Origin of the sequence: Pseudalkalibacillus sp. R45, from assembly GCF_052246725.1 — a bacterium.
Classification (GTDB): domain Bacteria; phylum Bacillota; class Bacilli; order Bacillales; family Fictibacillaceae; genus Pseudalkalibacillus.
Genome location: NZ_JBQQCL010000009.1, coordinates 14621 through 40312 on the forward strand (window position 1 = coordinate 14621; position 25692 = coordinate 40312).

Sequence of the window (25692 nt, forward strand, 5' to 3'; positions counted from 1 at the left end):
TGTGCTCCTGCGTCTACAAGAAAGTCCTGTCGAAGCGAGCTTCCTCGTCGCATGCCTTGCGAGGAGATTATTCAGGTAGTAGGCACGCTGATCCCGCAGGCAAGGAAAGCTTCGGCAGCGTTACATCGCACGAAGAAAATGCGATTTTCATTTTCGAGGAGTCTCGCACCTTGCTCTCCAATCAACTTGCACAAGGTGAATTTTTAAAAATGACTCAAAAGCAACAATCTTTTAGAAAAGAGCCAAAGATAAAGATTGATTCTTGTCTGAGAAAGAACTAAACTAGTTAGTTGTGGATAATTCAAAAAAACACCCAAGAATTCTGTTTGAATTTATCCACTGTGGATAAATACTGATAAGAGTTGTTTTAAAATACAGGACTGAATGTGCATAACATATCGAGAATTTATAGATAAGCGAAAGTATGCTATTCTATTGAGTTAGGAAGCATGATTCGGGAAACGATAAAGAAAAGAGGTGGAATCCATGGAAGGAGATACGATAACCGCGATATCGACACCGATGGGGGAGGCGGCAATCGCGATTGTCCGTTTGAGCGGAGAGCAAGCACTTGATATTGCAGATAAAATGTATCGGGGGAAACAGGCGTTGAAAGAGGTAGAAAGCCATACGATCCATTATGGTTACATCGTTGACCCTGATACAAGTGAAAAAGCTGAAGAAGTAATGGTGACGGTTATGAAGGGGCCGAAAACGTTCACTCGTGAAGACGTGGTCGAAATCAACTGTCATGGGGGGCTCGTCTCTGTCAATCGGGTGTTGGAAATTGCTTTGAACAGCGGAGCCCGTTTAGCTGAACCAGGTGAATTTACCAAGCGCGCTTTTTTGAACGGAAGAATCGATCTTTCGCAAGCAGAAGCGGTCATGGATTTGATACGGGCAAAAACAGACAGAGCTATGAATGTCGCGCTCAACCAGATGGAGGGACGGCTATCAAAGCTTATCCAGAAGCTTCGACAAACATTGCTGGAAACCGTCGCGCATGTCGAAGTGAACATAGATTATCCAGAGTATGATGCTGAAGAAATGACCCACCAGCTGCTGACCGAAAAATTAGGATATGTAAAAAGGGAAATCGAGTCGTTGCTACAAACAGCAGAGCAAGGGAAAATCCTGAGGGAAGGTCTATCAACAGTCATCATCGGAAGACCAAATGTCGGGAAATCTTCGTTGTTGAACAGTCTTGTCCATGAAAACAAAGCAATCGTGACAGATATTCCAGGTACGACAAGGGATGTCATTGAAGAATATGTGAATGTAAGAGGGGTCCCTTTACGGCTTGTGGATACCGCAGGGATTCGGGAAACGGAAGACATTGTAGAACGGATCGGGGTAGAACGTTCTCGCCAAGTTTTGAAAGAGGCTGACCTGATCTTATTGCTGCTGAATCATGGTGAATCCTTAACTGAAGAGGACAAGAAGTTGTTTGAAGCTGTTAAGGGAATGGACGTCATAGTCATCGTTAATAAAACCGATTTGAACCAAGAAATCGACATGGAAGAGGTACGGGAATTAGCAAAAGATCATCCTGTCGTCTCTACCTCCATAAAAGAAGAAGAAGGAATCGATAAGCTCGAAGAATCGATAAAAGAACTCTTTTTTACTGGACATGTCGAGGCAGGAGATATGACGTATGTTTCTAATTCACGTCATATCTCACTATTGAAACAGGCGAAACGCTCTCTAGAGGATGCTTTTGCAGGGATCGAAGCCGGACTTCCAGTAGATATGGTGCAAATCGATATTACAAGAACATGGGAAATATTAGGAGAGATTATTGGGGATTCTGTATCAGAAAGCTTGATTGATCAGTTGTTCTCTCAATTTTGTCTCGGGAAATAATTTTAGGAACAATAGGAGGTTCCAACTATGAAACAATATGATGCAGGCACGTTCGATGTCATCGTCATAGGTGCCGGTCATGCAGGGGTAGAAGCGGCGTTAGCTTCTGCAAGGATGGGTGCGAAAACACTCGTCTTGACATTGAATTTGGACACAATTGCATATATGCCATGTAACCCGTCTGTCGGGGGACCAGCCAAAGGGATCGTCGTGCGTGAAATCGATGCGCTCGGTGGAGAAATGGCAAGGAACATTGACAAAACGCATATCCAAATGAAAATGCTGAACACAGGGAAAGGTCCTGCTGTAAGAGCACTGCGTGCGCAGGCGGATAAATTTTTGTATCAGAATGAAATGAAAAAAACGATGGAACAGGAAGAAAATCTGACTCTCCGCCAGGGAATGGTCGAAGAGTTGATTATAGAAGATGGAATCTGTAAAGGTGTTATAACGAAAACCGGGTCTGCTTATTATGCAAAAACAGTTGTCGTTACGACAGGTACCTATTTGAGAGGAAAAATCATCATTGGTGAATTGACGTATGAAAGCGGACCGAACAATATGCAGCCTTCTATCAATCTTTCTCATAATTTGAAAAAGCTTGGATTCAACATGGTCCGTTTCAAGACGGGGACGCCGCCAAGGGTCAATTCTCATACAATTGATTATAGCAAGACGGAAATCCAGCCTGGTGACGATGTTCCACGAGCCTTTTCATATGAAACGACAGAATTCATCATGGATCAGATTCCGTGTTGGTTGACCTATACTGGTGAAGTTACGCATGAACTTATCAATAATAATCTCGAGCGCTCTCCAATGTATTCGGGTATGATTGAGGGGACCGGACCGCGCTATTGTCCGTCAATCGAAGACAAGATTGTTCGGTTCAACGATAAGCCTCGCCATCAGATTTTCCTTGAACCAGAAGGGCGCAATACAGAAGAGGTTTATGTACAAGGATTATCGACAAGTCTTCCGGAGGACGTGCAACGCAACATGTTGAAATCCATTCCAGGACTTGAAAAAGCAGAAATGATGCGTGCCGGATATGCCATAGAGTATGATGCGATCGTACCAACACAGCTATGGCCATCATTGGAAACAAAACTCGTGGAAAATCTGTTTACAGCTGGTCAATTGAACGGCACGAGTGGTTATGAAGAAGCAGCCGGTCAAGGGATCATGGCGGGTATAAACGCTGCACGAAAGGCGAAAGGGGAAGAACCAGTCATTTTAGATCGCTCCGAAGCCTATATCGGTGTCCTGATTGATGACCTTGTCACAAAAGGCACGAATGAACCTTATCGCTTGCTGACATCAAGAGCCGAATACCGTTTACTTCTGCGTCACGATAATGCTGATCTTCGATTGACGGAAAAAGGCTATGAAATCGGATTGATTCCTGAAGATCGCTACCAACGTTTCGAGTATAAAAAAGAACAGATTGCCAAGGAGATCGATCGCCTCGAGCATACGTCGGTCAAACCTGATGAAAACACACAAATCATCCTTGAAAAAGCGGGCAGCAGTGCATTGAAAGAGCCGATGAGCGCAGCTTCGCTATTGAGAAGACCAGAAATCACTTATGATGTGATTAAGGAAATTGCTCCGGCTGAAACTGAACTTCCTGATGTAGTCGGGGAGCAAGTTGAGATTCAGACCAAGTATGCTGGATATATTGATAAACAACTGCAACAAGTTGAAAAAGTGAAGAAGATGGACGAAAAGAAAATCCCGGAAGACATCGATTATTCTTCGGTCAATGGTCTTGCGACAGAAGCAAAGCAAAAACTTGCCGAGGTACGTCCTTTGTCAGTAGGGCAGGCATCAAGGGTATCTGGGGTAAACCCTTCAGATATTTCGATTCTGCTTGTCTATCTCGAACAGGGGAAGATCGCTAAACTTGCAAAATAACGGGGGACTCTCATGAACAGTGAAATGTTTCAACGAAAGCTGGAGGAGGAAGGAATCAGCCTTTCTCCTGAACAGCTTCAACAATTTGATACATATTTCAAGACATTAGTAGAGTGGAATGAAAAGATGAATCTGACTGCGATTACCGATGAAGAAGGGGTCTATCTGAAGCATTTCTATGATTCCATTTCCGCAGCGTTTTATTTCGATTTCAATCCCATCAAAACGATTTGTGATGTTGGTGCAGGAGCAGGCTTCCCAAGCATCCCACTGAAGATTTGCTTCCCACATCTCGATTTGACGATCGTCGATTCTTTGAAAAAACGCATTTCATTCTTAGAACATCTTTCCCAGGAACTAGGATTGAAACAGACACATTTTTACCATGACCGTGCCGAAACGTTTGCCAGGAAGAAAGAGCACAGAGAAAAATATGACCTTGTCACTGCTCGCGCTGTGGCACGGATGTCGGTCCTTACAGAGTTATGTATGCCTCTTGTAAAACAGGATGGTACATTCTTAGCGATGAAAGCAGCGAACGCGAAGGATGAACTCGAAGATGCGAGGCGTGCAATCGGACAATTAGGCGGTGAATTGGACCGAGTCGAACAGTTCTTGCTTCCGGTTGAAGAGAGTGAACGCAATCTTATTTTTGTCCGGAAACAAAAATCGACACCGAAAAAATTCCCTAGAAAACCAGGGACACCAAACCGGAACCCGCTATAGTTTCACGTGAAACATTCAGATTTTGTCGGAATAAAGATGATGGTTACTAAAGGAAAAGAGATTCAATCTGTAGAATGTTCTATATGGAGTTTGATAAAGGTGGTGTGAAAGATGAAACATCCGTTTTCACGATTGTTTGGTTTAGGAGAAAAGTCTTCAGAAGCTGAAGCGGAAGAGGGACCGGTAGAAGAACAAGAAGAGTTCAGTGGAAACGAAGAAGTGCTTCAAATACCTATCGAAGAGATTGTGCCAAACCGATATCAACCACGTACGGTCTTTATCGACGAACGAATCGAAGAATTATCACAAACGATCAAAACCCACGGAATCATCCAACCGATCGTCGTACGAAGAAGAGATGATAAATATGAGATCATAGCGGGTGAACGTCGTTATCGTGCAGTCCAAAAACTAGGTTGGGATTCCATTCCTGCGATTGTCAAAGAATTCAACGAATCACAAACGGCATCGATTGCATTGATTGAAAATCTGCAGCGTGAAGAATTATCAGCAATCGAAGAAGCGACAGCCTATGTAAAGTTGATTGAAATCCATGGTCTGACCCAGGAAAGCCTTGCACAGCGCCTTGGTAAGGGGCAGTCCACGATTGCAAACAAGCTTCGTCTATTGAAACTGCCTGAAGCTGTTCAGCATGCACTTTTAAATAAAGAAATCACAGAGCGCCATGCTCGAGCGCTTATCTCGTTGAAAGTACCTGAAAAACAGGAAAGAGTCCTCTCAGAAATCAAAGAGCGAAGTCTGAACGTAAAACAAACAGAAGAACGTATCAAGCAACTCATGGAATCAGAAGACCCTGATAAGAAACGGAGAATGAAACCAAAGCGAAAGTCTGTCAGCAAGGATACTCGGCTCGCTTTGAATACGATCCGCCAATCGATCGATATGGTTCACCAGACTGGCCTGACAATTGATACAGCTGAAGAAGACCATGATGAGTATTATCAGATTACGATCAAAATCCCTAAAAAATAATCGTAATGTAATAGAAAAATCTTTAAGTGAAATTCGCGACATTCCTGGGGATAGCCAGGACGGCAAAAAAATCAGCATTTTAGAAAGAGCTGTTAAGTTGTGACTTCTCCAAAAGACTGGAGAAACACAACCTGGACAGCTCTTTTTCCTTGGCGGTTTTCGCAAACTTTATTGCTCTTGAAAGTCGTTGATTTCCGCTCCAGGATGCTCGCTTTCCGCGGGGCGTGCGGTGAGCCCACTCGTCGCCTAGCGGCCTCAGGAGTCTTCTTTTCAAGGAAGCATTTGTGCTCCTGTGTCTACAAGAAAGTCCTGTCGAAGCGAGCTTCCTCGTCGCATGCCTTGCGAGGAGATTATTCAGGTAGTAGGCACGCTGATCCCGCAGGACAAGGAAAGCTTCGACAGCGTTACATCGCACGAAGAAAATGCGATTTTCGAGGAGTCTCGCACCTTGCTCTCCAATCAACTTGCACTAGGTGAGTTTTGTAAAATAACTCAAAAGCAACAATCTTTTAGAAAAGAGCTTTTTTCTTTGACAAAAGAAGTGGCAATTATATCTATCTATACCGAATGAAAACGTACTAAAATTCAGTCAATTTACGAAACCTTTAAGAGTTTCTTCTTTTTTTGGCGCTGCTATCGGACTTTGTTGATTTTACACTTAAAGAAATCATATAATACTTTCTTCAGTATAAGTGTAACTATGGCTCAGCCTGCGCCAAAGGCTTGGCTTTGCCAAGTTTTCTTTAAGGGAAATTTGACTCACTCCTTTGAAAAGGAAGCCAGGCGAGACTCTTTTGTATTTCTTTCGACAAAAAATCCATTCCTCCTCATATTTTCATGATAAAATAAAATCAAAGTAGTGTAGGGTAAGGGTAGGTGACATTGTGGCGAAAGTCATAGCAATTGCCAATCAGAAAGGCGGGGTTGGCAAAACAACCACATCTGTGAACCTAGGTGCTTGTTTATCGTATCTAGGGAAGAAAGTTTTACTCATTGATATTGACCCCCAGGGAAACGCCACAAGTGGTGTAGGAATCGATAAAGGGGATATTGAACAGTGTATTTACGATGTTCTTGTAGATGATGTCGATGCACGGAAAGTCGTACAACAAACAAATGTTGAAGGGTTATCTGTCATTCCTTCTTCTATACAGTTAGCTGGCGCTGAAATTGAACTTGTACCGACAATTTCACGTGAAGTCCGTTTGAAACGTGCCATCGAGCATATAACCGATCAGTTTGACTACATAATTATTGATTGTCCGCCATCACTCGGTCTTTTGACAATCAATTCATTGACTGCAGCAGATGCTGTACTCATACCAGTGCAATGTGAATATTATGCGCTGGAAGGATTAAGCCAATTGCTTAATACAGTAAGGCTAGTCCAGAAACATTTGAATAAGCATTTGATGATCGAAGGCGTTTTGCTTACGATGTTCGATGCAAGGACGAACCTTGGTATGCAAGTAATCGATGAAGTTAAGAAGTACTTCCAAGAAAAAGTCTATGGCACTGTGATTCCTCGGAATGTCCGTTTAAGTGAAGCGCCTAGCCACGGGAAACCGATTATCATCTATGATCCAAAATCTCGGGGAGCTGAAGTTTATTTAGACCTCGCAAAGGAAGTGATGACGAATGGCTAGAGGATTAGGGAAAGGATTCAATGCGTTATTTCCAGCTAACGAATTAGAGAAGGAACATGAGATTCAAGAAATCAAATTAAGTGAAATACGTCCAAATCCTTATCAACCCAGGAAATCGTTTGATCAAAAAGCCATCGATGAATTAAAAGAATCTATTGAAACGCACGGTATTCTCCAGCCTATTGTCGTCCGTAAAAGCATCAAGGGTTATGAAATCGTCGTCGGAGAGCGCAGGTTCCGTGCAGCAAAGGAATTAGGACTAGAAAGTATACCTGCCATCATCAAAGATCTGAATGAGCAGAAGATGATGGAATTAGCGTTAATTGAGAACTTGCAAAGGGAAGACTTGAATCCAATTGAAGAAGGACAAGCTTATGCGAGCTTGATGCAAGAGCTCGAACTCACTCAAGAACAATTGGCTCATCGTCTAGGAAAAAGTCGTCCTCATATCGCCAATCATTTAAGATTGTTGCAATTGCCTTCGCTGGTCCAACAATTATTATCCGAAAGAAAATTATCGATGGGGCATGGAAGGGCGCTACTTGCAGTCAAGAACAAAAGCAAAATCAGTCCGCTTGTGCAACGGATTGTAAAAGAAAATCTAAGTGTACGTCAGGTAGAAATGCTTGTACAAAAAATGAATGAAAATGTTTCACGTGAAACAAAGAAACGAAAACCTGAAAAAAATGTGTTTGTGAAAGAAAAGGAAGAAACACTCCGTGAACGGTTCGGCACTTCTGTTTCGATTAAACAGACGAAACAAAAGGGAAAAATTGAAATTGATTTTTTCTCAAAAGATGACCTCAACCGTATATTAGAAATGCTGGAAGGAAAAGAGTAGGACATACCATCGAATACGATGGTTTTTTCTTTGCATATGACTGTTTTCTAAACTCAAACTAGGCGAAAACAGCCTTGTATACAAATCGGCTCATCTTCACAAAACCTATGAATCAATAAAAATCCTCGATTGAGAGTTGTGCCTTTACTTAAGGCTCTGAACTTAATGTTGATTGGTTTAGAGATGATTAAGTGAAATTCGCAGATCCACAATATAGAATAACAGAGCTTTACTTAAATGAAAGCACATTCGTTTTGAATTTTTTCCCTTAATGGTATGATAGATTGAACAATTTTTGAACAGATAAAGATGAAAGTAGGGGGCACCATGGTTTTACTTGGAACCATTGTAAATGGGTTGGCAATTGTAGTTGGAACAGTACTTGGTCTCATTTTCACCAAAATTCCAGAAAGCACGAAAACAACTGTCTTACAGGCAATGGGCCTTGCGGTTGTTCTTTTAGGGATGAAAATGGGTTTCGAAAGCAATCATATTCTTCTTGTCATCATTAGTCTTGCGATTGGGGGAGTCATTGGTGAAAGTTTACGCTTGGATGATCATTTGAACCGTTTAGGTTCATGGATCGAGAGAAAAGCGGGAGCTAAGAAGGAAGGCAGCGTTGCAAAAGCGTTCGTAACAGCGACATTGGTCTTCGTCATTGGTGCACTTTCGGTCGTTGGGGCATTAGATAGCGGTCTACGGCTTGATCATGAAGTATTATATACGAAATCGTTGATTGATGCGTTCATATCGATGATATTCACGACCACGATGGGTTTCGGTGTCATTTTTTCTGCAATCCCTGTCGTTTTATATCAAGGAGCAATCGCTTTACTTGCAACACAGATACAGAACTTATTTAACCCTCAGCAACTCCAAACATTAATTACGGAATTGACGGCAACTGGGGGAATACTCATTTGTGCCATCGGTCTTAATTTGTTGAAGGTACTTCATGTAAAGGTTTTGAACCTTTTGCCAAGCTTGCTGGTCGCAGCAGTTCTTGTCTATCTCCTTCAATATAAACAAGCTTTCTTGAATGTATTTTCTTTTATTTTATAAAATGAAAAGAATAAAGGAAACTTGGCAAAGCCAAGCCTTTGGCGCAGGCTGATCCTTAGTTGCGCTTAGACTGAAGAAAGTATTTTATACTTTCTTCAGTGCGAAAAAGGGTGCTGATTGATGTCAGCACCCTTTTACTATAGTCATTGTAATTCGGCAAGGTCATTCGTATATGTCGCTTCAGCAGCGGAACGTTTTTGGAAGCTGTTTCGTACACTGGCCAAATAGATGCCCTCCGCAATCAGATCAGCCATTTTCATCACTAAATTTAAGCGGGTATTTTGGAGAACAAAATATTCCATGAATCCACTGACATTGACAATCCCGGTAAGATGGATTTCCCCGACGGGAGGCAGTTGCTTTTTTACGGCCGCTCCAGGTTTTACTGGTCCTTCTCCTAAAGAGACCATTCCCACACTGCTCAATTTCCCGAGACATGCATCAATTCCAATGATGAACGGATTGATGTGTTTGCCTTTGATTTCCTCCAACCGTTCCTCAAGATTTACTGCATGAACAGGCTCTTCGAGGGTTCCATACACTTCAAAATGAGCGGAGTGCTTTGCTTTTAATTTCGTACCGACTAGTGGTCCTAATGAGTCTCCAGTTGAACGATCGGTTCCGATACAAACTATGACGATCGGTCTTGATGGTGGAAGAAGCTTGACTAGATTACGGGTGACTTCTTGAATCGCATCCTGGTCTTCATGATGAATTTTATATTGAAACGGTTTTTTTGAAAGTAATCTCCGTTTTAGATTCATAGGACCCTCTCCTTTGTAATAGTAGTATCAGTATACGGATAAAATTTGGACTCTATACATAAATCCGATAAATACTAAACGTTAGGGAGGATAAAGAATTGGTGCGATCAGGATTGCAATGGATGTTCCTAATCTTAGGAACCGTAATAGGAGCAGGATATGCCTCAGGAAGAGAACTGTGGCAATTTTTTGGGCAAGAAAGTGTACTTGCCATCGTCTTGTTTTCCCTATTGTTCAGTTTTTGTTGTTACGTCATCATGTCAATGGGTTATGAGCAGAAAACGATCCATTACCGACCCGTTTTAGAAAGATTGATTGGAACGAGAGCAAGCGGACTTTTCGATATATTGATCATCTTGTATTTATTCTCAACCACAGTAGTCATGCTGGCAGGTGGAGGAGCTACCTTGCATACCTTCCGGGTACCCTATTGGGCTGGTGTCCTATTCATCGTCACCTTGCTCGTCTTGTTATTCTTTTGGGATGTGGAAGGGATGATTTCCATGAACGCTTTTGTCATTCCAATCCTGGTCATTTTGTTATTGTTCGTTTTATTTTTATTCACAAAGAATCACATGGATCAGTTTCCAATCGATTTGCGTCACCAATCTAATTGGCCGGCAGCTTTTACATTTACGGCACTTAACATTTTACCTCTCATAGCTGTTTTATCAGCGGTAGGGAACCAGATTCACCATAAAGGAGAAATTCTCATAGCAAGCATTGGAAGCGGGGTGGTACTTGGCGGTATTTCGCTCTTATATAACCAATCGTTGATCTCCATTGCAAATGAGATCATGCTTTATGAAATTCCATTGTTTGGGATTTTGAAACATTACCCGTATTTCTGGGTGCTGATCATGTCGATCCTTTTATGGATTGCGATTTATACGACAGCAGCATCCGGCGTATTTGGAATCGTTTCGAGATTTCGAAATAAAACCACAATGCCGTTATGGTTAATGAGTGCGGTCTTGCTGGTAGTCATGATGCCGTTGACGATCTTCGGTTTTTCGACTCTTATAGCGGTTTTATACCCGATTTACGGGATCGTTAACCTCTACATTTTAGCAGCGATCATCCTTCAGCCGTTCTTGAACCGTGCTGAAAAAACGTAAGATGTTGAAGTATCTTGCGTACAGGGCATATCCTTTGTAATATAGAAGTAACGTAATAGCCGTTGGATATAGAATGGAGGGACAGATGCTATGAGTCACACAAAAGAGTTTGATCTTAATGATATCGTCGAAATGAAAAAGCCTCATCCTTGTGGAGAAAATCGCTGGAAAGTAATCCGGTTAGGTGCTGACATACGAATCAAGTGTATGGGATGCGAACATAGTGTCTTACTTCCGAGACGGGAATTCGTTCGAAAGTTGAAGAAAGTGATCACTCAGGATAAAGAGTAAGCCATCGAGGCTTGCTTTTTAATTTGGCGTCAGAATGGCGTGGATGTTTCACGTGGAACATCCTATTTCACAACTGTAATAACCGAATGGATGAGTGCATCGGACGCGCTTTCTACTCTTGTCTTTTTCAGCACTTCTCTCTATAATTGGAAAGGATGTATAACAGGTGGACAACCAAAGGAGTGTATATAGATGGCTTTAACAACTGGAATCGTGGGATTGCCGAACGTAGGAAAATCGACTTTATTTAATGCGATCACACAGGCTGGTGCGGAAAGTGCGAACTATCCGTTTTGTACAATCGATCCGAATGTAGGGATTGTTGATGTACCTGATCATCGTTTGCAGAAACTGACTGAACTGGTGAATCCGAAAAAAACAGTACCGACACATTTTGAATTCACTGATATTGCCGGGATTGTAAAAGGTGCAAGTAAAGGAGAAGGGCTTGGAAACCAATTCTTATCCCACATTCGTCAGGTCGATGCGATTTCCCATGTCGTCCGTTGTTTTGAGGATGATAACATTACTCATGTATCAGGGAAAGTCGATCCGATCGATGATATTGAAACAATTAATCTCGAACTGATCTTTGCCGATATGGAAACGGTGGAGAAAAGAATTACACGAGTGGAAAAATTGGCACGCCAAAAAGATAAAGAAGCATCGTATGAATTCGAAGTCTTATCAAAATTGAAGACCGCATTTGAAGAAGAGAAGCCAGCTCGAAGTGTAGAGTTGACGAAAGAAGAAAAGAAATTCGTCCACGGTCTTCATCTTCTTACCATGAAACCTGTCCTTTATGTAGCGAATGTCGGAGAAGACGACTTGCTCGAAGGCGGTAATGAGCTTGTTGAACGTGTTAGGGATTATGCAGCCAACGAAAATGCAGAAGTGATTGTCATCAGTGCGAAAGTTGAATCAGAGATTGCTGAACTAGATGGAGAGGAAAAGGAAGCATTTTTAGAAGAGCTTGGAATTGAAGAAAGCGGATTGGACCAATTGATCCGTGCAGCTTACAATCTACTTGGTCTAGCTACGTATTTCACTGCTGGTGAACAGGAAGTAAGAGCTTGGACGTTTAGACAGGGTACGAAAGCACCTCAAGCGGCAGGCATCATCCATACCGATTTCGAACGTGGATTCATCCGTGCGGAAGTCGTTTCTTATGATGCATTGGTAGAAGCAGGTTCAATGGCAGTAGCCCGTGAGAACGGAAAAGTCCGTTTAGAAGGAAAAGACTATGTTGTTTTGGATGGAGACGTCATCCACTTCCGATTCAACGTTTAAAGACCGCCCAAATCATACGACTTTAGCGGACAAAACTCACCTTGTGCAAATTGATTGGAGAGCAAGGTGCGAGACTCCTCGAAAATGAAAATCGCATTTTCTTCGTGCGATGTAACGCTGCCGAAGCTTTCCTTATCCTGCGGGATCAGCGTGCCTACTACCTGAATAATCTCCTCGCAAGGCATGCGACGAGGAAGCTCGCTTCGACAGGACTTTCTAGGAGCACAAATGCTTCCTTGAAAAGGAGACTCCTGAGGTAGCAAGGCGACGAGTTGGCTCACCGCACGCCCCGCGGAAAGCGAGCATCCTGGGGCGGAAATCAACGACTTTCAAGAGCAACCAAGTTTGCGAAAACAACCTTTGCAAAAATAGAGGACATCAGAGACCTTATTTACTGGAAAGCATTGAAAATCTGTGACTTTTCACCAAAATAGCGGAATGATGTCCTCTAATTTTTTGAAATACCCCTTTTTGTCACAGATAACGTTCTAATATCCATTGAAATCTCTATGTTCAGGAACTGCCTCCAATCACAATTCTAGCATCAGAAAAATAACAATCGTCCTTAATGTGTAGTTGAAAAGTGAGGAATCAAAACACTTAACGGTTTGGAATCACGAAATCCCCTTGTTTGAGCTTGGACTTTTTGCTATAATAAGTCGGTGTGAGTTATTATTGTTAAGATAATTGACTCTCCTTGCTTTTACAAGAGTAAAAGCCGCTAAGACCAAAGGGAGGTGACCGGAATGCGTAGATATGAAATCATGTACATTCTGCGCCCGAATCTAGAAGAGGATGCTAAGAAAGCTGTAACTGAAAAGGCTCAAAATATCCTCACTGATAACGGTGCTGAAATCGATAAAGTTGATGACATGGGTAAGCGTCGTCTTGCTTATGAAATCAATGATTTCCGTGATGGCTACTATACAGTTATGTATGTAAATGCAGAAACTGAAGCTATTAACGAATTTGACCGTCTAATGAAGATCGATGATAGCGTTCTTCGTTTTATGACAATCGTAAACGAACAGCAGTAATTTAAGGAGTGGTTCTGTTGATCAACCGCATTATTCTTGTCGGCCGGCTAACGAAAGATCCGGAGCTGCGTTACACACCGAATGGCGTGGCCGTAGCAAACTTTACACTGGCGGTTAACCGTCCATTTACGAACCAACAAGGGGATCGTGAAGCGGATTTCATTAATATCGTCGTATGGCGCAGACAAGCAGAAAACGCAGCTAATTTCTTGAAAAAAGGAAGCTTGGCTGGTGTAGATGGCCGTTTGCAAACACGTTCTTACGATAATAATGAAGGTCGTCGAGTGTACGTAACCGAAGTAATGGCAGAAAGTGTTCAATTCCTTGAGCCTAAGGGGTCAGGATCTGGATCAGGTTCATCTAATCAGGGTGGCAATCGTGATCAGGATAATCCTTTCGCAGGACAAGGAAGCCAAGGAGGAGGCTACGGAAATTCTGGTAATCAGAATTTTGGCGGTGGCAATCAGAACCGTAAAAACGACTTTAATGATGATCCTTTCGCAAATGATGGTAAACCAATCGACATCTCGGATGACGATTTACCGTTCTGATGGACATCAGCGATTATGAGCGATTAACAAAAATGTAAAGGAGGGTTTTGAATGCCTCGTCCAGGACGTAGAAAGCGTAAAAAGGTTTGCTTTTTCACAGTGAACCAAATCACTTACATCGACTATAAGGATGTTGATCTTCTTAAGCGTTTCGTTTCCGAGCGTGGAAAAATTCTTCCACGTCGTGTAACTGGAACTTCTGCGAAGTATCAACGCCAATTGACAAGAGCAATCAAGCGTGCCCGTCAAATGGCATTGCTTCCTTACTCAGCTGAGTAGAAATAATGAAGCGATAGGGTTTTAAATCCCTATCGCTTTTTTTATATTGTGTATTATCTCTTGGACACTGATACCATCTGTCTCTACATATGGTTGAAAACAGGTGTTTTGAAAAGCCTGGATGCATTTATCTGTTTGCTGGAAACACCAATTACCCTCTGCTTCACCGCGGAACTTCAGTCTTTCATAAATGGTTTCTTTACTTGCGGTCAGGCAAAAATGGTAGGTATTCTCATCAATACTTTTCAGCCCATTCACTATGTATGCGAAATAAGACTCATTATGAATTGTCATCGGAATAATCAAGTCTTTTCCATATGTCTTTTTCAAAAGATCTGCAACTTGAACCGTCAAGGTTTTCCAAATCTCAATATCCTGAAAATCATCTGTCTTTTCATGAGGTAACTTGATTTCATCAGTTATGATATTACGCAGCATGTAACCCACTTCTTCAGGATCGTATATCATACAGTTCTCTAATGTTGATGCTAGTTGTTGAGCAATGGTTGTCTTACCGGCTCCAAAAGCCCCGTTTATCATGATAATCATCTCTACCCTCCTTTGAATACAATAGGTTTTATTCGATAAGGGGGAGGCTTATTCCTCTTACCGCTGTTTACTAGAAGTTGTTTCTTAAGGCTGTTTCTAAAAGTTTGTTTGTTAATGGAATGTTTTAAAGAAAGATGCTGAAACCTTTTGGCAGTGGAAATATGTTAGATTCCTGCAGAAAAAGCAGGCAAGTGAGGAGGATTGAGGATCGCCAGCAGAAAGGCAGTTAATCTCGTTAAAATTAAGCTCACCAAAAATTAAAAAATGTGCTGAAGACGTCAACACTTGTCCAAACAGACTTGTCCGTTTTACATACTATGTAGTGTGAGTCAGCTAATCGTTCATGGAATGGAAGCCCCTCATTCTCCTTTAATGAACCCTCATCCGAAGCTCCAGTGAAGAAGGGTCCTCGATCGCTTGACACACGATGATCATATATAACCGGCTTCCAGGCACATGTTTCTATTAGCTGCTCCAAGGTAATAATAAATTTTTACACATATGATGAAGGACTATGGCCATTCTGGGCGGGTCCTTTTTACATTTACATAGTCATACATCGTAAACCTGATGTATACATATATAAAATTAATTTGAAGGAGATGGGAGCTAAGTATTGAAAGTATCATGTTATAGATTCTAATGAAAAGGATTGAAGAGATGGATACACACATCATTGCCATGGGTGGAGGCGGGTTTTCGATGGAACCCGATCATCTGCTCCTCGACGAATACATTTTGGCTCAAACAGGAAAGAATCGTCCGAAAATCTGTTTTCTCCCGACAGCAAGTGGAGATGCTGATGGTTATATCGAAAGGTTTATGCGTTCATTTGAAGCTTTATCCTGTATTCCGACGTATCTATCACTTTATAAACCTCCACGTTCACTGGAATCATTCGTGATGGAACAAGATATCATTTATGTAGGCGGGGGCAATACGAAGAATTTGCTCGCACTTTGGAAAGAATGGGGACTGGATGCCATCTTGTATCGGGCTTGGAAAAAAGGAGTCGTGTTAGCGGGGCTTAGTGCCGGTTCCATCTGTTGGTTTGAAGAAGGATTAACTGATTCATTCCCAGGTAAAATCTCACCGATTACATGCTTGGGATTCCTGAGGGGGAGTCATTGTCCGCATTATGATGGAGAGGAAGCACGTCGTCCGGCATTCCATCACCATCTAAAGGCTGGTACCATAAAGGAAGGAATAGCAGCAGATGATGGGGTTGCCCTTCATTATATAAATGGAAAACTTGAGAATATCATTTCCTCAAGGAAGAAGAAATCTGCTTATAACTTGATATTAAAGGATGGGGAAGTGCGAGAAGAAAGGATAAATCCACAGTTTCTAGGCTAGTATGGACAGTAAGGAATATTTCTTTTAGGGTAGACACTAATATTTGAACACGAACTGATTAACCCATACAATAGAAAAGGATTTAAGTTACAGATGAGGTGACATCGTGAATCGAACAAGAGCTTTAACAGAAGGGGCTATACTCGCTTCTCTTTATGCTGTATTATTTCTAATAACACTTTTTTTGCCGGTATTATCCTTATTTACGATTTTTTTACTGTCATTGCCCTATGCGATCTATACAGTGCGGCATGGGTTGAAAAAAAGTATGGTTTTTGTGCTGACAACAATGGTACTGACTATCATTTTAGGATCTGTCACTGCAATCAATGTCCCGATTTTGTTTGGCTCAGTTGGAGTAGTAATGGGTCATCTTTACAGGAAGAAGATTTCCGCTTTCGGTCTTTTGGCAGGAGCGGCTTTGACCTACCTGGCGAATTTTATTTTAATCTATGTCGTTAGTATCCTTTTATTAGAGATCAACTTGATTGATACAATGAAACAATCGATTGAAGAGACGATTGTGCTCACAGAAAAATTCAGTGGTGCAATGGGTGGCGATGCTGAGGCGACCATTCAACAACTGAGGGAACTCGTAGAAATCGTTCCATATCTCATACCAGCATTGTTTGTGATCTTATCGGTGGTGTTTGCGTTAGCATCTATTTTTGTGACCAACCTGATTATGAAGAGGTTCAGAGTTGAAGTTCCGCATTGGGAGCCGTTCAGAAATTGGTCATTTCCAAAAAGCATCATTTGGTATTATCTTGCTACGATTTTGCTTTATATGACGAACCCAGAACAAGGATCTGCCCTTTATATTGTCACGATGAATTTATATATTGTTTTGGAAATCGTTCTCGCCATCCAGGGATTGGCATTCATCTATTTCTATTTCTGGGTGAAGAAAAAAGGGAAGACGATACCGGTACTTGTTACCATAAGCCTTTTTATCATACCTGTGGGATTACATGTGGTACGAATCTTAGGTATAATTGACTTAGGGTTTGATTTAAGAAAACGGATAAAGCCTGAAGCGTAGGAGCTGACCATCATGCCGAAGTTTTTTGAAAAGAGATGGCAGGAATTACATATACTTTTATTACTTGTAATTTTAGCTGTGTTCATAGGGATCATCACCTATTACAATTGGATAATGGGCATCGTCGCTTTTGTCATACTAGGAGTGACGGTTTATTTTGCGTTGATAAAGGAAATTGAATTCCGCTCGAATATAGAAGATTATATTACTACGCTTTCGCATCGCGTGAAAAAAGTAGGGGAAGAAGCCCTGATGGAAATGCCAATCGGGATCATCCTTTACGACGAACAGTATAAAATCGAATGGACAAATCCTTATTTGACGACGATCATTGAACAGGAGTCGTTCATTGGCAATTCCCTTAATCTGATTTCTGAAGAGCTTGTACCCTTCATCAAAGGGGAAGAAAAAGAAGAAATCATCAAGGTGAATAAGCGGAAATACCGTGTATATCTGAAAAGGGAAGAGCGGTTGTTGTACTTCACGGATGTCACAGAACAAGTGGAAGTGGAAAGGCTTTATGATGAAGAACAAACCGTCATCGGTCTCATCTTTTTAGATAATTATGATGAAGTGACCCAGGGGATGAACGATCAGGTTCGCAGTAACATTAACAGTAAAGTGACTTCAATTTTGAATCAATGGGCGACAGATTACGGTATTTTTCTGAAAGGGACTTCTTCCGAACGATTTATCGCTGTATTGAATCAACGGACTTTAGCTGAACTTGAAAAAACAAAATTCGCGTTATTGGATGAAGTGAGGGACCTTACGTCGAAACAGAATATCCCATTGACCCTGAGTATCGGACTCGGCAGCGGTTCGGCTATGTTACCTGAACTTGGCCAGCTCGCCCAATCCAGTTTGGATCTTGCTTTAGGACGCGGTGGTGACCAGGTTGCGATCAAGCAGACGAATGGAAAAGTGCGTTTCTATGGCGGGAAAACGAATCCAATGGAAAAACGCACCCGTGTCCGTGCACGAGTGATCTCACACGCCCTCACAGAGCTTGTATTGGATAGCGATCAAGTCATCGTGATGGGTCATAAAAACCCGGATATGGACGCTCTAGGAGCCAGTATCGGGATATTGAAAGTAGCAACCATCAATGAAAAGCCATGCAGTGTCGTACTGGATCAGAATGATGTTGATATCGGCATTCAACGATTGTTGGAGGAAATTAAAGAAAAAGAAGAGCTTTGGGAACACTTTGTTACCCCTGAGGAAGCACTGGAACGGGCAACGCCAAATACACTGCTTGTCGTTGTGGATACCCATAAGCCATCGCTCGTCATTGAAGAGAAACTCGTTAACAAGCTTGAGAAGGTAATCGTCATCGATCATCACCGACGCGGTGAAGATTTCATCGATGATCCGGTACTTGTGTACATGGAGCCCTATGCATCGTCTACGGCTGAGCTAGTCACCGAATTACTAGAATACCAACCAAAACTTAGAAAAATGGAAATCCTAGAGGCAACTGCTTTATTAGCTGGTATTATTGTAGATACGAAGAGTTTCACGTTACGGACGGGTTCCAGGACGTTTGATGCGGCTTCTTACTTACGCTCTCATGGGGCTGATACGATTCTTGTACAAAAGTTCCTTAAAGAAGACATCGAGCGGTATGTAAAACGTTCCAAGTTGATTGAGAACTCCCACATTTATAAAGGTGGAATTGCAATCGCGAAAGGCGAAGAAGATGAAGAATACGGTCAAGTCCTTATAGCCCAGGCTGCGGATACGCTGCTATCCATGACCGGGGTATTGGCCTCGTTTGTAATATCAAGGCGTATCGATGATAAAATCAGTATCAGTGCACGTTCTCTCGGAGACGTCAATGTACAAATGATCATGGAAAAGCTTGATGGCGGCGGTCATTTGACAAATGCTGCAGCACAATTGGAAGATGTCACGATTGATGAAGCGGAACGACAATTGAAAGAAATCATAGATCAATATTTTGAAGGGGGAGATGAGGAATGAAGGTTATCTTTATTAAAGATGTAAAGGGCAAAGGAAAACAAGGTGAAGTGAAGAACGTTTCGGAAGGGTATGCACGCAACTACCTATTCCCACACAACCTTGCGAAGGAAGCGAATAAAGGCAACCTGAAAACACTCGAGAAAAAGAAAGAAAGTGAGAAAAAACAAGCAGAAGAAGAACGCCACGAAGCTGTTAAGCTCAAAGATGAGTTGGAACAGCTTACGATTGAGCTCTCTACCAAAGCAGGTGAAGGCGGCCGCTTATTCGGCTCAGTCACAAGCAAGCAAATTGCAGCTGAGCTAAAAAAGAAAAACTATAAAGTTGATAAGCGGAAAATCGAACTTTCAGACCCAATCCGGTCGTTAGGATATACGAATGTACCTATCAAACTTCATCCAGAAGTGACAGCTACATTGAAAGTACATGTAACAGAACAGAAATAATTGGAATGAACAGGAGGAAAAGCAATGAGTGATCTTTTCTCAGATCGGATCCCTCCTCATAATATTGAAGCAGAACAGGCAGTCCTAGGGGCTGTCTTTCTAGAGCCTGAAGCGTTGACGACTGCAACAGAGCTTCTGATGCCTGAAGATTTTTATCGGGCAGGTCATCAACGAATTTTCTCTGTGATGGTCGATTTATCAGAAAAAGGGGAACCTATTGATCTAGTAACAGTCACATCGGAACTACAGGATCGTAAGCTTCTGGAGGAAGTGGGCGGGGTATCGTATTTAAGCGATCTTGCCAATTCAGTACCAACAGCCGCGAATATTGAGTATTACGGGCAAATCGTTGAAGAGAAATCTTTGCTTAGACGATTGATCCGTACAGCAACAGATATTGCAGCTAACGGTTATTCCCGTGAAGATGAAGTCGAACAGATTTTGAATGAAGCTGAAAAGAATATACTTGCAGTTGCACAGCGGAAAAACACCGGTGTATTCAAATCGATAAAAGATGTTCTCGTCCAAGCCTACGATAATATCGAAATGCTTCAAAATAAAAAAGGGGATATTACAGGTATCCCTACAGGATTCGTCGAGCTTGATCGGATAACGGCTGGCTTCCAACGAAATGATTTGATCATCGTTGCAGCCCGTCCATCTGTGGGTAAAACGGCTTTTGCGTTGAATATCGCACAAAACGTCGCAACGAAGACGGATGAGAATATAGCAATTTTCAGTTTGGAAATGGGAGCCGAACAGCTCGTCATGCGTATGCTGTGTGCAGAAGGAAACATCGATGCACAGCGTCTCCGTACAGGAGATCTGCAGTCTGAAGACTGGCAAAAGCTCACAATGGCGATGGGAAGCCTCTCAAATGCCGGTATCTATATCGATGATACGCCAGGTGTACGGGTTAGTGATATCCGGGCGAAATGCCGTCGTTTAAAGCAGGAAAAAGGCCTTGGCATGATTCTGATCGATTACATGCAATTGATCCTTGGAAGCGGAAAGTCGGGAGAAAATCGACAGCAGGAAGTATCGGAAATTTCACGTTCACTGAAAGGTTTAGCGCGTGAACTTGAAGTGCCGGTCATCTCTCTATCCCAGCTCTCGCGTGGAGTGGAATCTCGACAGGATAAAAGACCGATGATGTCTGATATACGTGAATCGGGAAGTATCGAGCAGGATGCAGATATCATTGCTTTCCTATATCGTGATGATTATTATGATAAAGAAAGTGAAAACAAAGATATCATTGAGATCATCATCGCAAAGCAACGTAATGGTCCAGTCGGAACAGTTGAACTTGCTTTTGTAAAAGAATACAATAAATTCGTCAATTTGGAACGGCGTTTCGATGAGAATGAAATGCCGCCTGGGGCATAAAGACAGAGCGATTCGATCGCTCTGTCTTATTCTGTTTCAACGGACATTGCTACAATTCTCATCACAGACACGAAATGATTTCATTTTTGTGTTGAGATCCATGTGTAGGGGAGGAGGCTTTTGTATCGCCTACGTAAAAAGAATGAATTCTGAAGAAACGAGCAAAAAATGAATAAAAAAACCTTTGATTATGGAAAAGATAATAACGATGTGTTACAAAAAATAGAAGCATTTCGCTTACTAATGACGAACATATTAAAAAGATATTATATCAATGTTCGGATTTATTGACATTAGTGCGTTAAATTGATACACTTAGCATTGTTTTTAAGGCAATAGACGAACTGTTACATAACCTTGGAGGTGTAAATATGAGTTCTGTTGTTGTAGTAGGTACCCAATGGGGAGATGAAGGAAAAGGAAAAATTACAGATTATTTATCGCATGATGCGGAAGTTATTGCACGTTATCAGGGCGGAAATAATGCCGGTCATACCATCGTGTTCAATGATAAGAAATATAAACTACACTTGATTCCATCTGGAATTTTTTACGATAACAAAACGTGTGTCATCGGAAATGGAATGGTGATCGATCCGAAAGCGATCGTGGAAGAATTGAAATATCTTCACGATCATGGCGTCAGCACAGATAACTTACGGATCAGCAATCGTGCGCATGTCATCCTTCCCTATCATTTAAAGCTTGATATTTTAGAGGAAGAAAGCAAAGGCGAGAACAAAATCGGTACAACGAAAAAAGGCATCGGGCCTGCATATATGGATAAAGCAGCTCGTACAGGCATCCGAATCGCAGATCTTCTGGATAAGGAAGAATTCGCAGAAAAACTTGAGCGTAATTTACGCGAAAAAAACCGATTGTTTGAAAAAGTATATGAAGTTGAGGGATTGAAATTAGAAGACATCCTCGATGAATATTATGAATATGGTCAACAAATTGCAAAATACGTGACGGATACTTCAGTTACCTTAAATGATGCACTTGATAACGGACGCCGTGTCCTATTTGAAGGAGCTCAAGGTGTCATGCTTGATATTGATCAAGGAACATATCCATTCGTTACCTCATCCAACCCTATAGCTGGTGGTGTTACGATTGGTTCAGGTGTGGGACCATCAAAGATTCATCATGTTGTCGGTGTATCCAAAGCGTATACCACACGAGTTGGAGATGGACCATTCCCGACAGAACTTCATGATGAGACCGGAGACCAGATCCGTGAAGTCGGTAATGAATACGGAACGACTACAGGAAGACCAAGACGTGTAGGATGGTTTGACAGTGTAGTTGTCCGGCATGCACGACGTGTAAGTGGAATTACGGACTTGTCACTGAACTCGATCGATGTTTTGACAGGCATCGAAACGTTGAAGATCTGTACATCCTATCAATATAAAGGCAAAGTGATGGAAGAGTTTCCTGCAAGCTTGAAAGTGTTGGCAGAATGTGAACCTGTTTATGAAGAAATGCCAGGTTGGACAGAGGACATCACAGGGGTACGTTCATTAGACGAACTTCCAGAAAACGCACGTCACTATGTTGAACGCATTTCACAATTAACAGGAATTCCATTGTCGATCTTCTCAGTAGGTCCAGATCGTAAGCAGACGAACATGGTAAGAGGCGTATTTGCATAATTCCAGAAAATTATAGGCTTTGAATTTTATTGTCAGTGTCGTTGGCTCACTCCTCATGTACACCTTAGGTACACTCCGGGGTTCGCCTTCCTTGCTTCGTCGAACTTCTTGCCTCTAATTTCTTGAATAGCAACCAGGTATCCAAGAGGATACCTGGTATTTTTTTGTTTCATAGGTGTTGCAGTTAGTGGGAGAGTAAAATATTTTATACTTTGTCCCCGTTGGTTTCCGTTGATAAGTTATAAGGAGATGACATATCAAAATCCTCATTTATGAAAAATAAATTAAAGTACGACAAAACTTGTCGAATTTTTATTGTATTTTACTAGATTACATGATACTATTTATTTTGTTGTCCTGGCGCAGCCTGCAACGATAGGATGCACGTGTAGGGGAAAGGACACATGGTGAATATACTACGAGAGCCATTAGCTCAGTTGGTAGAGCATCTGACTTTTAATCAGAGGGTCGAAGGTTCGAGTCCTTCATGGCTCACCATTTTCTTTTGTAGGGACTCTCACCTACGGTTCCCCTGCAGAAGATTGAAAGAAAGATATGTCAGCAGGACTAGCTGGCGCGTCGGAGTCCTTCATGACTCACCATTTCTTTTGTAGAAATTCTATTTTAACAGCACTTATTTATATGGACCCGTGGTGTAGGGGTTAACATGCCTGCCTGTCACGCAGGAGATCGCCGGTTCGAATCCGGTCGGGTCCGCCATTTATATTTAATTTCATACTTCTAATTTGGCTCGATATCTCAGTCACGAGCGGTTCATCTTTGAAAAATCAACGAGTTGTCCCGACACAGCTAACAGCGAAAGCATAGGCTTGTAGAGGAAGGGACAGGGAACCGACGGACAATTTTATACTTCCAATTTGGCTCGATAGCTCAGTCACGAGCGGTTCATCGTTGTAGAATCAACGAGTTGTCCCGACACAGCTAACAGCGAAAGCGTAAGCTTGTAGAGAAAGGGACAGGGAACCGACGGACAATTTCATACTTCCAATTTGGCTCGATAGCTCAGTCGGTAGAGCAGAGGACTGAAAATCCTCGTGTCGGCGGTTCGATTCCGTCTCGAGCCACCATTCATTTTTGCATGACTTCGAATCATGCTTTTTTTGTTGAGATTTTTAGGTTTATTTTCCTGTATACCCAAATAACTGGAAATGTCTTTACAACAACAATACAGTTACATTACAAAACTATGTAATATATTGTCGGATAATTTAGACTTATGGTACCGTTTATATCGGTGTCATCTCTAGAAATAGACTAAAAGTCATAATTATATCTCACAAATATACTGCGCAATTCATAGTAGGAGGGGACAAACAGTTTTGGGTATGGGGAGTAGTAGGTTAAAAAGAGTTATGGGGAAAAGTAGGGTTAAGAGAGCTAGAATGTGGCGATTACAAAAAATTGCATTGTTGACTGTTCTAGTATTTGTACTTGGGTTGTTAGGATTTACAGCTACTACATTAGCACAGGACGATCGCTTTGAACTGATCAAAACGGTTTACCATGTGTATGTAGATGGTGAGAATATTGGACTTGTAAATGAGAAAAGTGTCGTAGAAGACATCAAAAAGGATATTCAAAAGAAAGCTAAAGATCGTTTCAAGGATGTACAGTTGACTGTGAATGAAAATGTTCAGTACGTTCCTGAAAGAATCTTCAACCCTGATGTAGATCATGCATCCATTAAACAAAAACTTGAAGACCGGCTTACGATCGGTATTCAAGGTGTGAAAATATCTTTTGGAGGAGATACACTTGGCTACTTCAAAAACAAAGAAGAAGCTCAAAAAGTACTCCGTGAAATAAAGCTAGAATATACAGATGAAAAAACACTAGATCGATTGGAAAAAGAAGATAACGATGAAAAGAAAGAAGATACAAAAGAGGATAAAGTTTTAAGCGTATCTTTCGACCAAAAAGCAAACATTGACCAAGTGAAAGTAAGAGCACATGAGCTGACTGATCCTGAAGATGCTTTATCCCGTTTTGAAAAAGGAACCTTGGAAAAAAAGAAATATGAAGTTGAAAAAGATGATACGATCGGATCTATTGTAAAAAAATTCGATCTCAATCAGGAAAAATTATATGAGTTGAATCCTAAGCTGAATAAAAAGGATAACTTGAAAGAGGGACAAGAATTGATCGTGTTGGCTTACGAGCCTTATGCTCAAGTCATCGTCAAAGAAAGATTGACGAAAAAGTATGGAATCGATCATGAAACAGATGTGAAAGAAGACGATTCACTTCTGAAGGGCAAAACAAAGATCAAACAAAAAGGTAAAGATGGCAAGAAGAGTGTTCAATATGCCATTACAAAAACAAATGGAAAAGTGACTGAAGAAAAAGTGCTGGATGAGAAAATCCTTTCTGAACCAGTAAAAGAAATTAAGCTTAAAGGAACGAAAGAAATTCCGTCTCAGGGTACAGGGTCATTCCACTGGCCGACTGTCGGAGGAACAGTAACCAGTCAGAAAGGACAACGTTGGGGAAGGGATCATAAAGGAATTGATATTGCAGGATCAAGCAATTCTTCCATTCTTGCTGCAGATAATGGAAAAGTCGTATCTGCAGGCTATACAACTGGTGGATATGGAAACAAAATCGTGATCAACCATAATAACGGGTTCAAAACGATATACGCTCATCTTGCTTCGATTAGTGTATCTCCAGGAGAAACAGTCAAAAAAGGACAAAAAATCGGAGTAATGGGCTCAACAGGAAATTCAACAGGCGTTCACCTTCATTTTGAACTTTATAAAAACGGTGCGCTGCAAAATCCACTGAATTATGTCAGTCAATAATCAATCACCTCTGGCAGGTAATCCTGCTGGAGGTTTTTCTATAAATAAGATAAAAAAGTGTAAATTTCC

Annotated in this window: 25 protein-coding genes and 3 tRNA genes; 25 read left to right on the plus strand and 3 right to left on the minus strand. The window is 41.6% G+C overall.

The features are described 5' to 3' along the window. Positions 1-56: 56 nt before the first annotated feature. From ACTWQL_RS15425 to ACTWQL_RS15465, 9 genes are all read left to right on the plus strand, one after another. Positions 57-281, plus strand: a complete 225-nt coding sequence (locus ACTWQL_RS15425) for a hypothetical protein (RefSeq protein ID WP_443143323.1) — start codon at positions 57-59, stop codon at positions 279-281. Positions 282-486: 205 nt separating this feature from the next. Further along, on the plus strand, positions 487-1863 hold the full coding sequence (gene mnmE, locus ACTWQL_RS15430; RefSeq protein WP_443143324.1) for a tRNA uridine-5-carboxymethylaminomethyl(34) synthesis GTPase MnmE: 1377 nt from the start codon (positions 487-489) through the stop codon (positions 1861-1863). 27 nt (positions 1864-1890) lie between these two features. Beyond that, positions 1891-3780, plus strand: a complete 1890-nt coding sequence (mnmG, locus tag ACTWQL_RS15435) for a tRNA uridine-5-carboxymethylaminomethyl(34) synthesis enzyme MnmG (protein ID WP_443143325.1) — start codon at positions 1891-1893, stop codon at positions 3778-3780. A 12-nt stretch (positions 3781-3792) separates the two neighbouring features. Beyond that, on the plus strand, positions 3793-4506 hold the full coding sequence (rsmG, locus tag ACTWQL_RS15440; RefSeq protein WP_443143326.1) for a 16S rRNA (guanine(527)-N(7))-methyltransferase RsmG: 714 nt from the start codon (positions 3793-3795) through the stop codon (positions 4504-4506). Positions 4507-4617: 111 nt separating this feature from the next. Then, a complete protein-coding gene (gene noc, locus ACTWQL_RS15445; protein WP_443143327.1) occupies positions 4618-5499 on the plus strand; it encodes a nucleoid occlusion protein in 882 nt (293 codons plus the stop codon). Positions 5500-5833: 334 nt separating this feature from the next. Then, positions 5834-6070: a hypothetical protein gene (locus ACTWQL_RS15450; RefSeq protein WP_443143328.1), complete on the plus strand. Its 237-nt coding sequence runs from the start codon at positions 5834-5836 to the stop codon at positions 6068-6070. 313 nt (positions 6071-6383) lie between these two features. Beyond that, entirely contained in the window at positions 6384-7145 is a 762-nt protein-coding gene (locus ACTWQL_RS15455; RefSeq protein WP_443143329.1) for a ParA family protein, read from the plus strand. Further along, positions 7138-7986, plus strand: a complete 849-nt coding sequence (locus ACTWQL_RS15460; RefSeq protein ID WP_443143330.1) for a ParB/RepB/Spo0J family partition protein — start codon at positions 7138-7140, stop codon at positions 7984-7986. The genes ACTWQL_RS15455 and ACTWQL_RS15460 overlap by 8 nt, the downstream gene beginning before the upstream one ends. Before the next feature lie 327 nt (positions 7987-8313). Then, positions 8314-9048: a DUF554 domain-containing protein gene (locus ACTWQL_RS15465; RefSeq protein ID WP_443143331.1), complete on the plus strand. Its 735-nt coding sequence runs from the start codon at positions 8314-8316 to the stop codon at positions 9046-9048. Positions 9049-9191: 143 nt separating this feature from the next. Here the strand turns inward: ACTWQL_RS15465 and yyaC are convergent, their stop codons facing one another. Further along, positions 9192-9812, minus strand: coding sequence for a spore protease YyaC (yyaC, locus tag ACTWQL_RS15470; protein WP_443143332.1), 621 nt, complete (start codon positions 9810-9812; stop codon positions 9192-9194). Between the two features lie 101 nt (positions 9813-9913). Between yyaC and ACTWQL_RS15475 the strand changes: the two genes are divergently transcribed. The 3 genes from ACTWQL_RS15475 to ychF all read left to right on the plus strand — a co-directional run bounded on the left by ACTWQL_RS15475 (position 9914) and on the right by ychF (position 12511). Continuing rightward, a complete protein-coding gene (locus ACTWQL_RS15475; RefSeq protein ID WP_443143333.1) occupies positions 9914-10930 on the plus strand; it encodes a YkvI family membrane protein in 1017 nt (338 codons plus the stop codon). A 90-nt stretch (positions 10931-11020) separates the two neighbouring features. Continuing rightward, positions 11021-11221 carry a DUF951 domain-containing protein gene (locus ACTWQL_RS15480; RefSeq protein ID WP_443143334.1) on the plus strand — a complete coding sequence of 67 codons (201 nt, stop codon included), beginning with the start codon at positions 11021-11023 and terminating at the stop codon, positions 11219-11221. A 192-nt stretch (positions 11222-11413) separates the two neighbouring features. Beyond that, complete coding sequence (gene ychF / locus ACTWQL_RS15485; RefSeq protein WP_443143335.1) at positions 11414-12511, plus strand: redox-regulated ATPase YchF; 1098 nt, start codon at positions 11414-11416, stop codon at positions 12509-12511. On the opposite strand, the gene ACTWQL_RS15490 is transcribed toward ychF, so the two are convergent. After that, positions 12508-12696, minus strand: a complete 189-nt coding sequence (locus ACTWQL_RS15490; protein ID WP_443143336.1) for a hypothetical protein — start codon at positions 12694-12696, stop codon at positions 12508-12510. The two genes, ychF and ACTWQL_RS15490, sit on opposite strands and share 4 nt — an antisense overlap. A gap of 561 nt (positions 12697-13257) precedes the next feature. Between ACTWQL_RS15490 and rpsF the strand changes: the two genes are divergently transcribed. Genes rpsF through rpsR form a run of 3 tightly spaced genes read left to right on the plus strand, consistent with a single transcriptional unit; the run spans position 13258 to position 14378 of the window. After that, on the plus strand, positions 13258-13548 hold the full coding sequence (gene rpsF / locus ACTWQL_RS15495; protein WP_443143337.1) for a 30S ribosomal protein S6: 291 nt from the start codon (positions 13258-13260) through the stop codon (positions 13546-13548). A 17-nt stretch (positions 13549-13565) separates the two neighbouring features. After that, complete coding sequence (gene ssb / locus ACTWQL_RS15500; RefSeq protein WP_443143338.1) at positions 13566-14099, plus strand: single-stranded DNA-binding protein; 534 nt, start codon at positions 13566-13568, stop codon at positions 14097-14099. A gap of 51 nt (positions 14100-14150) precedes the next feature. Continuing rightward, the gene (gene rpsR / locus ACTWQL_RS15505) at positions 14151-14378 is read left to right on the plus strand and encodes a 30S ribosomal protein S18 (protein WP_221567495.1); all 228 of its coding nucleotides are present in this window, start codon (positions 14151-14153) and stop codon (positions 14376-14378) included. Positions 14379-14399: 21 nt separating this feature from the next. Here the strand turns inward: rpsR and ACTWQL_RS15510 are convergent, their stop codons facing one another. Further along, the gene (locus ACTWQL_RS15510; protein ID WP_443143339.1) at positions 14400-14927 is read right to left on the minus strand and encodes an AAA family ATPase; all 528 of its coding nucleotides are present in this window, start codon (positions 14925-14927) and stop codon (positions 14400-14402) included. Positions 14928-15587: 660 nt separating this feature from the next. On the opposite strand from ACTWQL_RS15510, the gene ACTWQL_RS15515 reads away from it, so the two are divergent. The 10 genes from ACTWQL_RS15515 to ACTWQL_RS15560 all read left to right on the plus strand — a co-directional run bounded on the left by ACTWQL_RS15515 (position 15588) and on the right by ACTWQL_RS15560 (position 25623). After that, positions 15588-16283: a Type 1 glutamine amidotransferase-like domain-containing protein gene (locus tag ACTWQL_RS15515; RefSeq protein ID WP_443143340.1), complete on the plus strand. Its 696-nt coding sequence runs from the start codon at positions 15588-15590 to the stop codon at positions 16281-16283. A gap of 106 nt (positions 16284-16389) precedes the next feature. After that, entirely contained in the window at positions 16390-17325 is a 936-nt protein-coding gene (locus tag ACTWQL_RS15520) for a YybS family protein (RefSeq protein WP_443143341.1), read from the plus strand. A gap of 12 nt (positions 17326-17337) precedes the next feature. Further along, positions 17338-19311 (plus strand): DHH family phosphoesterase, encoded by a 1974-nt coding sequence (locus ACTWQL_RS15525; RefSeq protein WP_443143342.1) that lies wholly within the window; start codon positions 17338-17340, stop codon positions 19309-19311. Beyond that, entirely contained in the window at positions 19308-19754 is a 447-nt protein-coding gene (rplI, locus tag ACTWQL_RS15530; protein ID WP_443143343.1) for a 50S ribosomal protein L9, read from the plus strand. The genes ACTWQL_RS15525 and rplI overlap by 4 nt, the downstream gene beginning before the upstream one ends. A gap of 24 nt (positions 19755-19778) precedes the next feature. Continuing rightward, positions 19779-21143 carry a replicative DNA helicase gene (gene dnaB, locus ACTWQL_RS15535; protein ID WP_443143344.1) on the plus strand — a complete coding sequence of 455 codons (1365 nt, stop codon included), beginning with the start codon at positions 19779-19781 and terminating at the stop codon, positions 21141-21143. A 371-nt stretch (positions 21144-21514) separates the two neighbouring features. Continuing rightward, entirely contained in the window at positions 21515-22801 is a 1287-nt protein-coding gene (locus ACTWQL_RS15540) for an adenylosuccinate synthase (protein ID WP_443143345.1), read from the plus strand. A gap of 422 nt (positions 22802-23223) precedes the next feature. Further along, positions 23224-23299: transfer RNA gene (locus tag ACTWQL_RS15545), tRNA-Lys, on the plus strand. A 146-nt stretch (positions 23300-23445) separates the two neighbouring features. After that, positions 23446-23521: transfer RNA gene (locus ACTWQL_RS15550), tRNA-Asp, on the plus strand. Between the two features lie 292 nt (positions 23522-23813). After that, positions 23814-23889, plus strand: a tRNA-Phe gene (locus ACTWQL_RS15555). A 315-nt stretch (positions 23890-24204) separates the two neighbouring features. Continuing rightward, positions 24205-25623, plus strand: coding sequence for a peptidoglycan DD-metalloendopeptidase family protein (locus ACTWQL_RS15560; protein WP_443143346.1), 1419 nt, complete (start codon positions 24205-24207; stop codon positions 25621-25623). Positions 25624-25692: the final 69 nt, after the last annotated feature.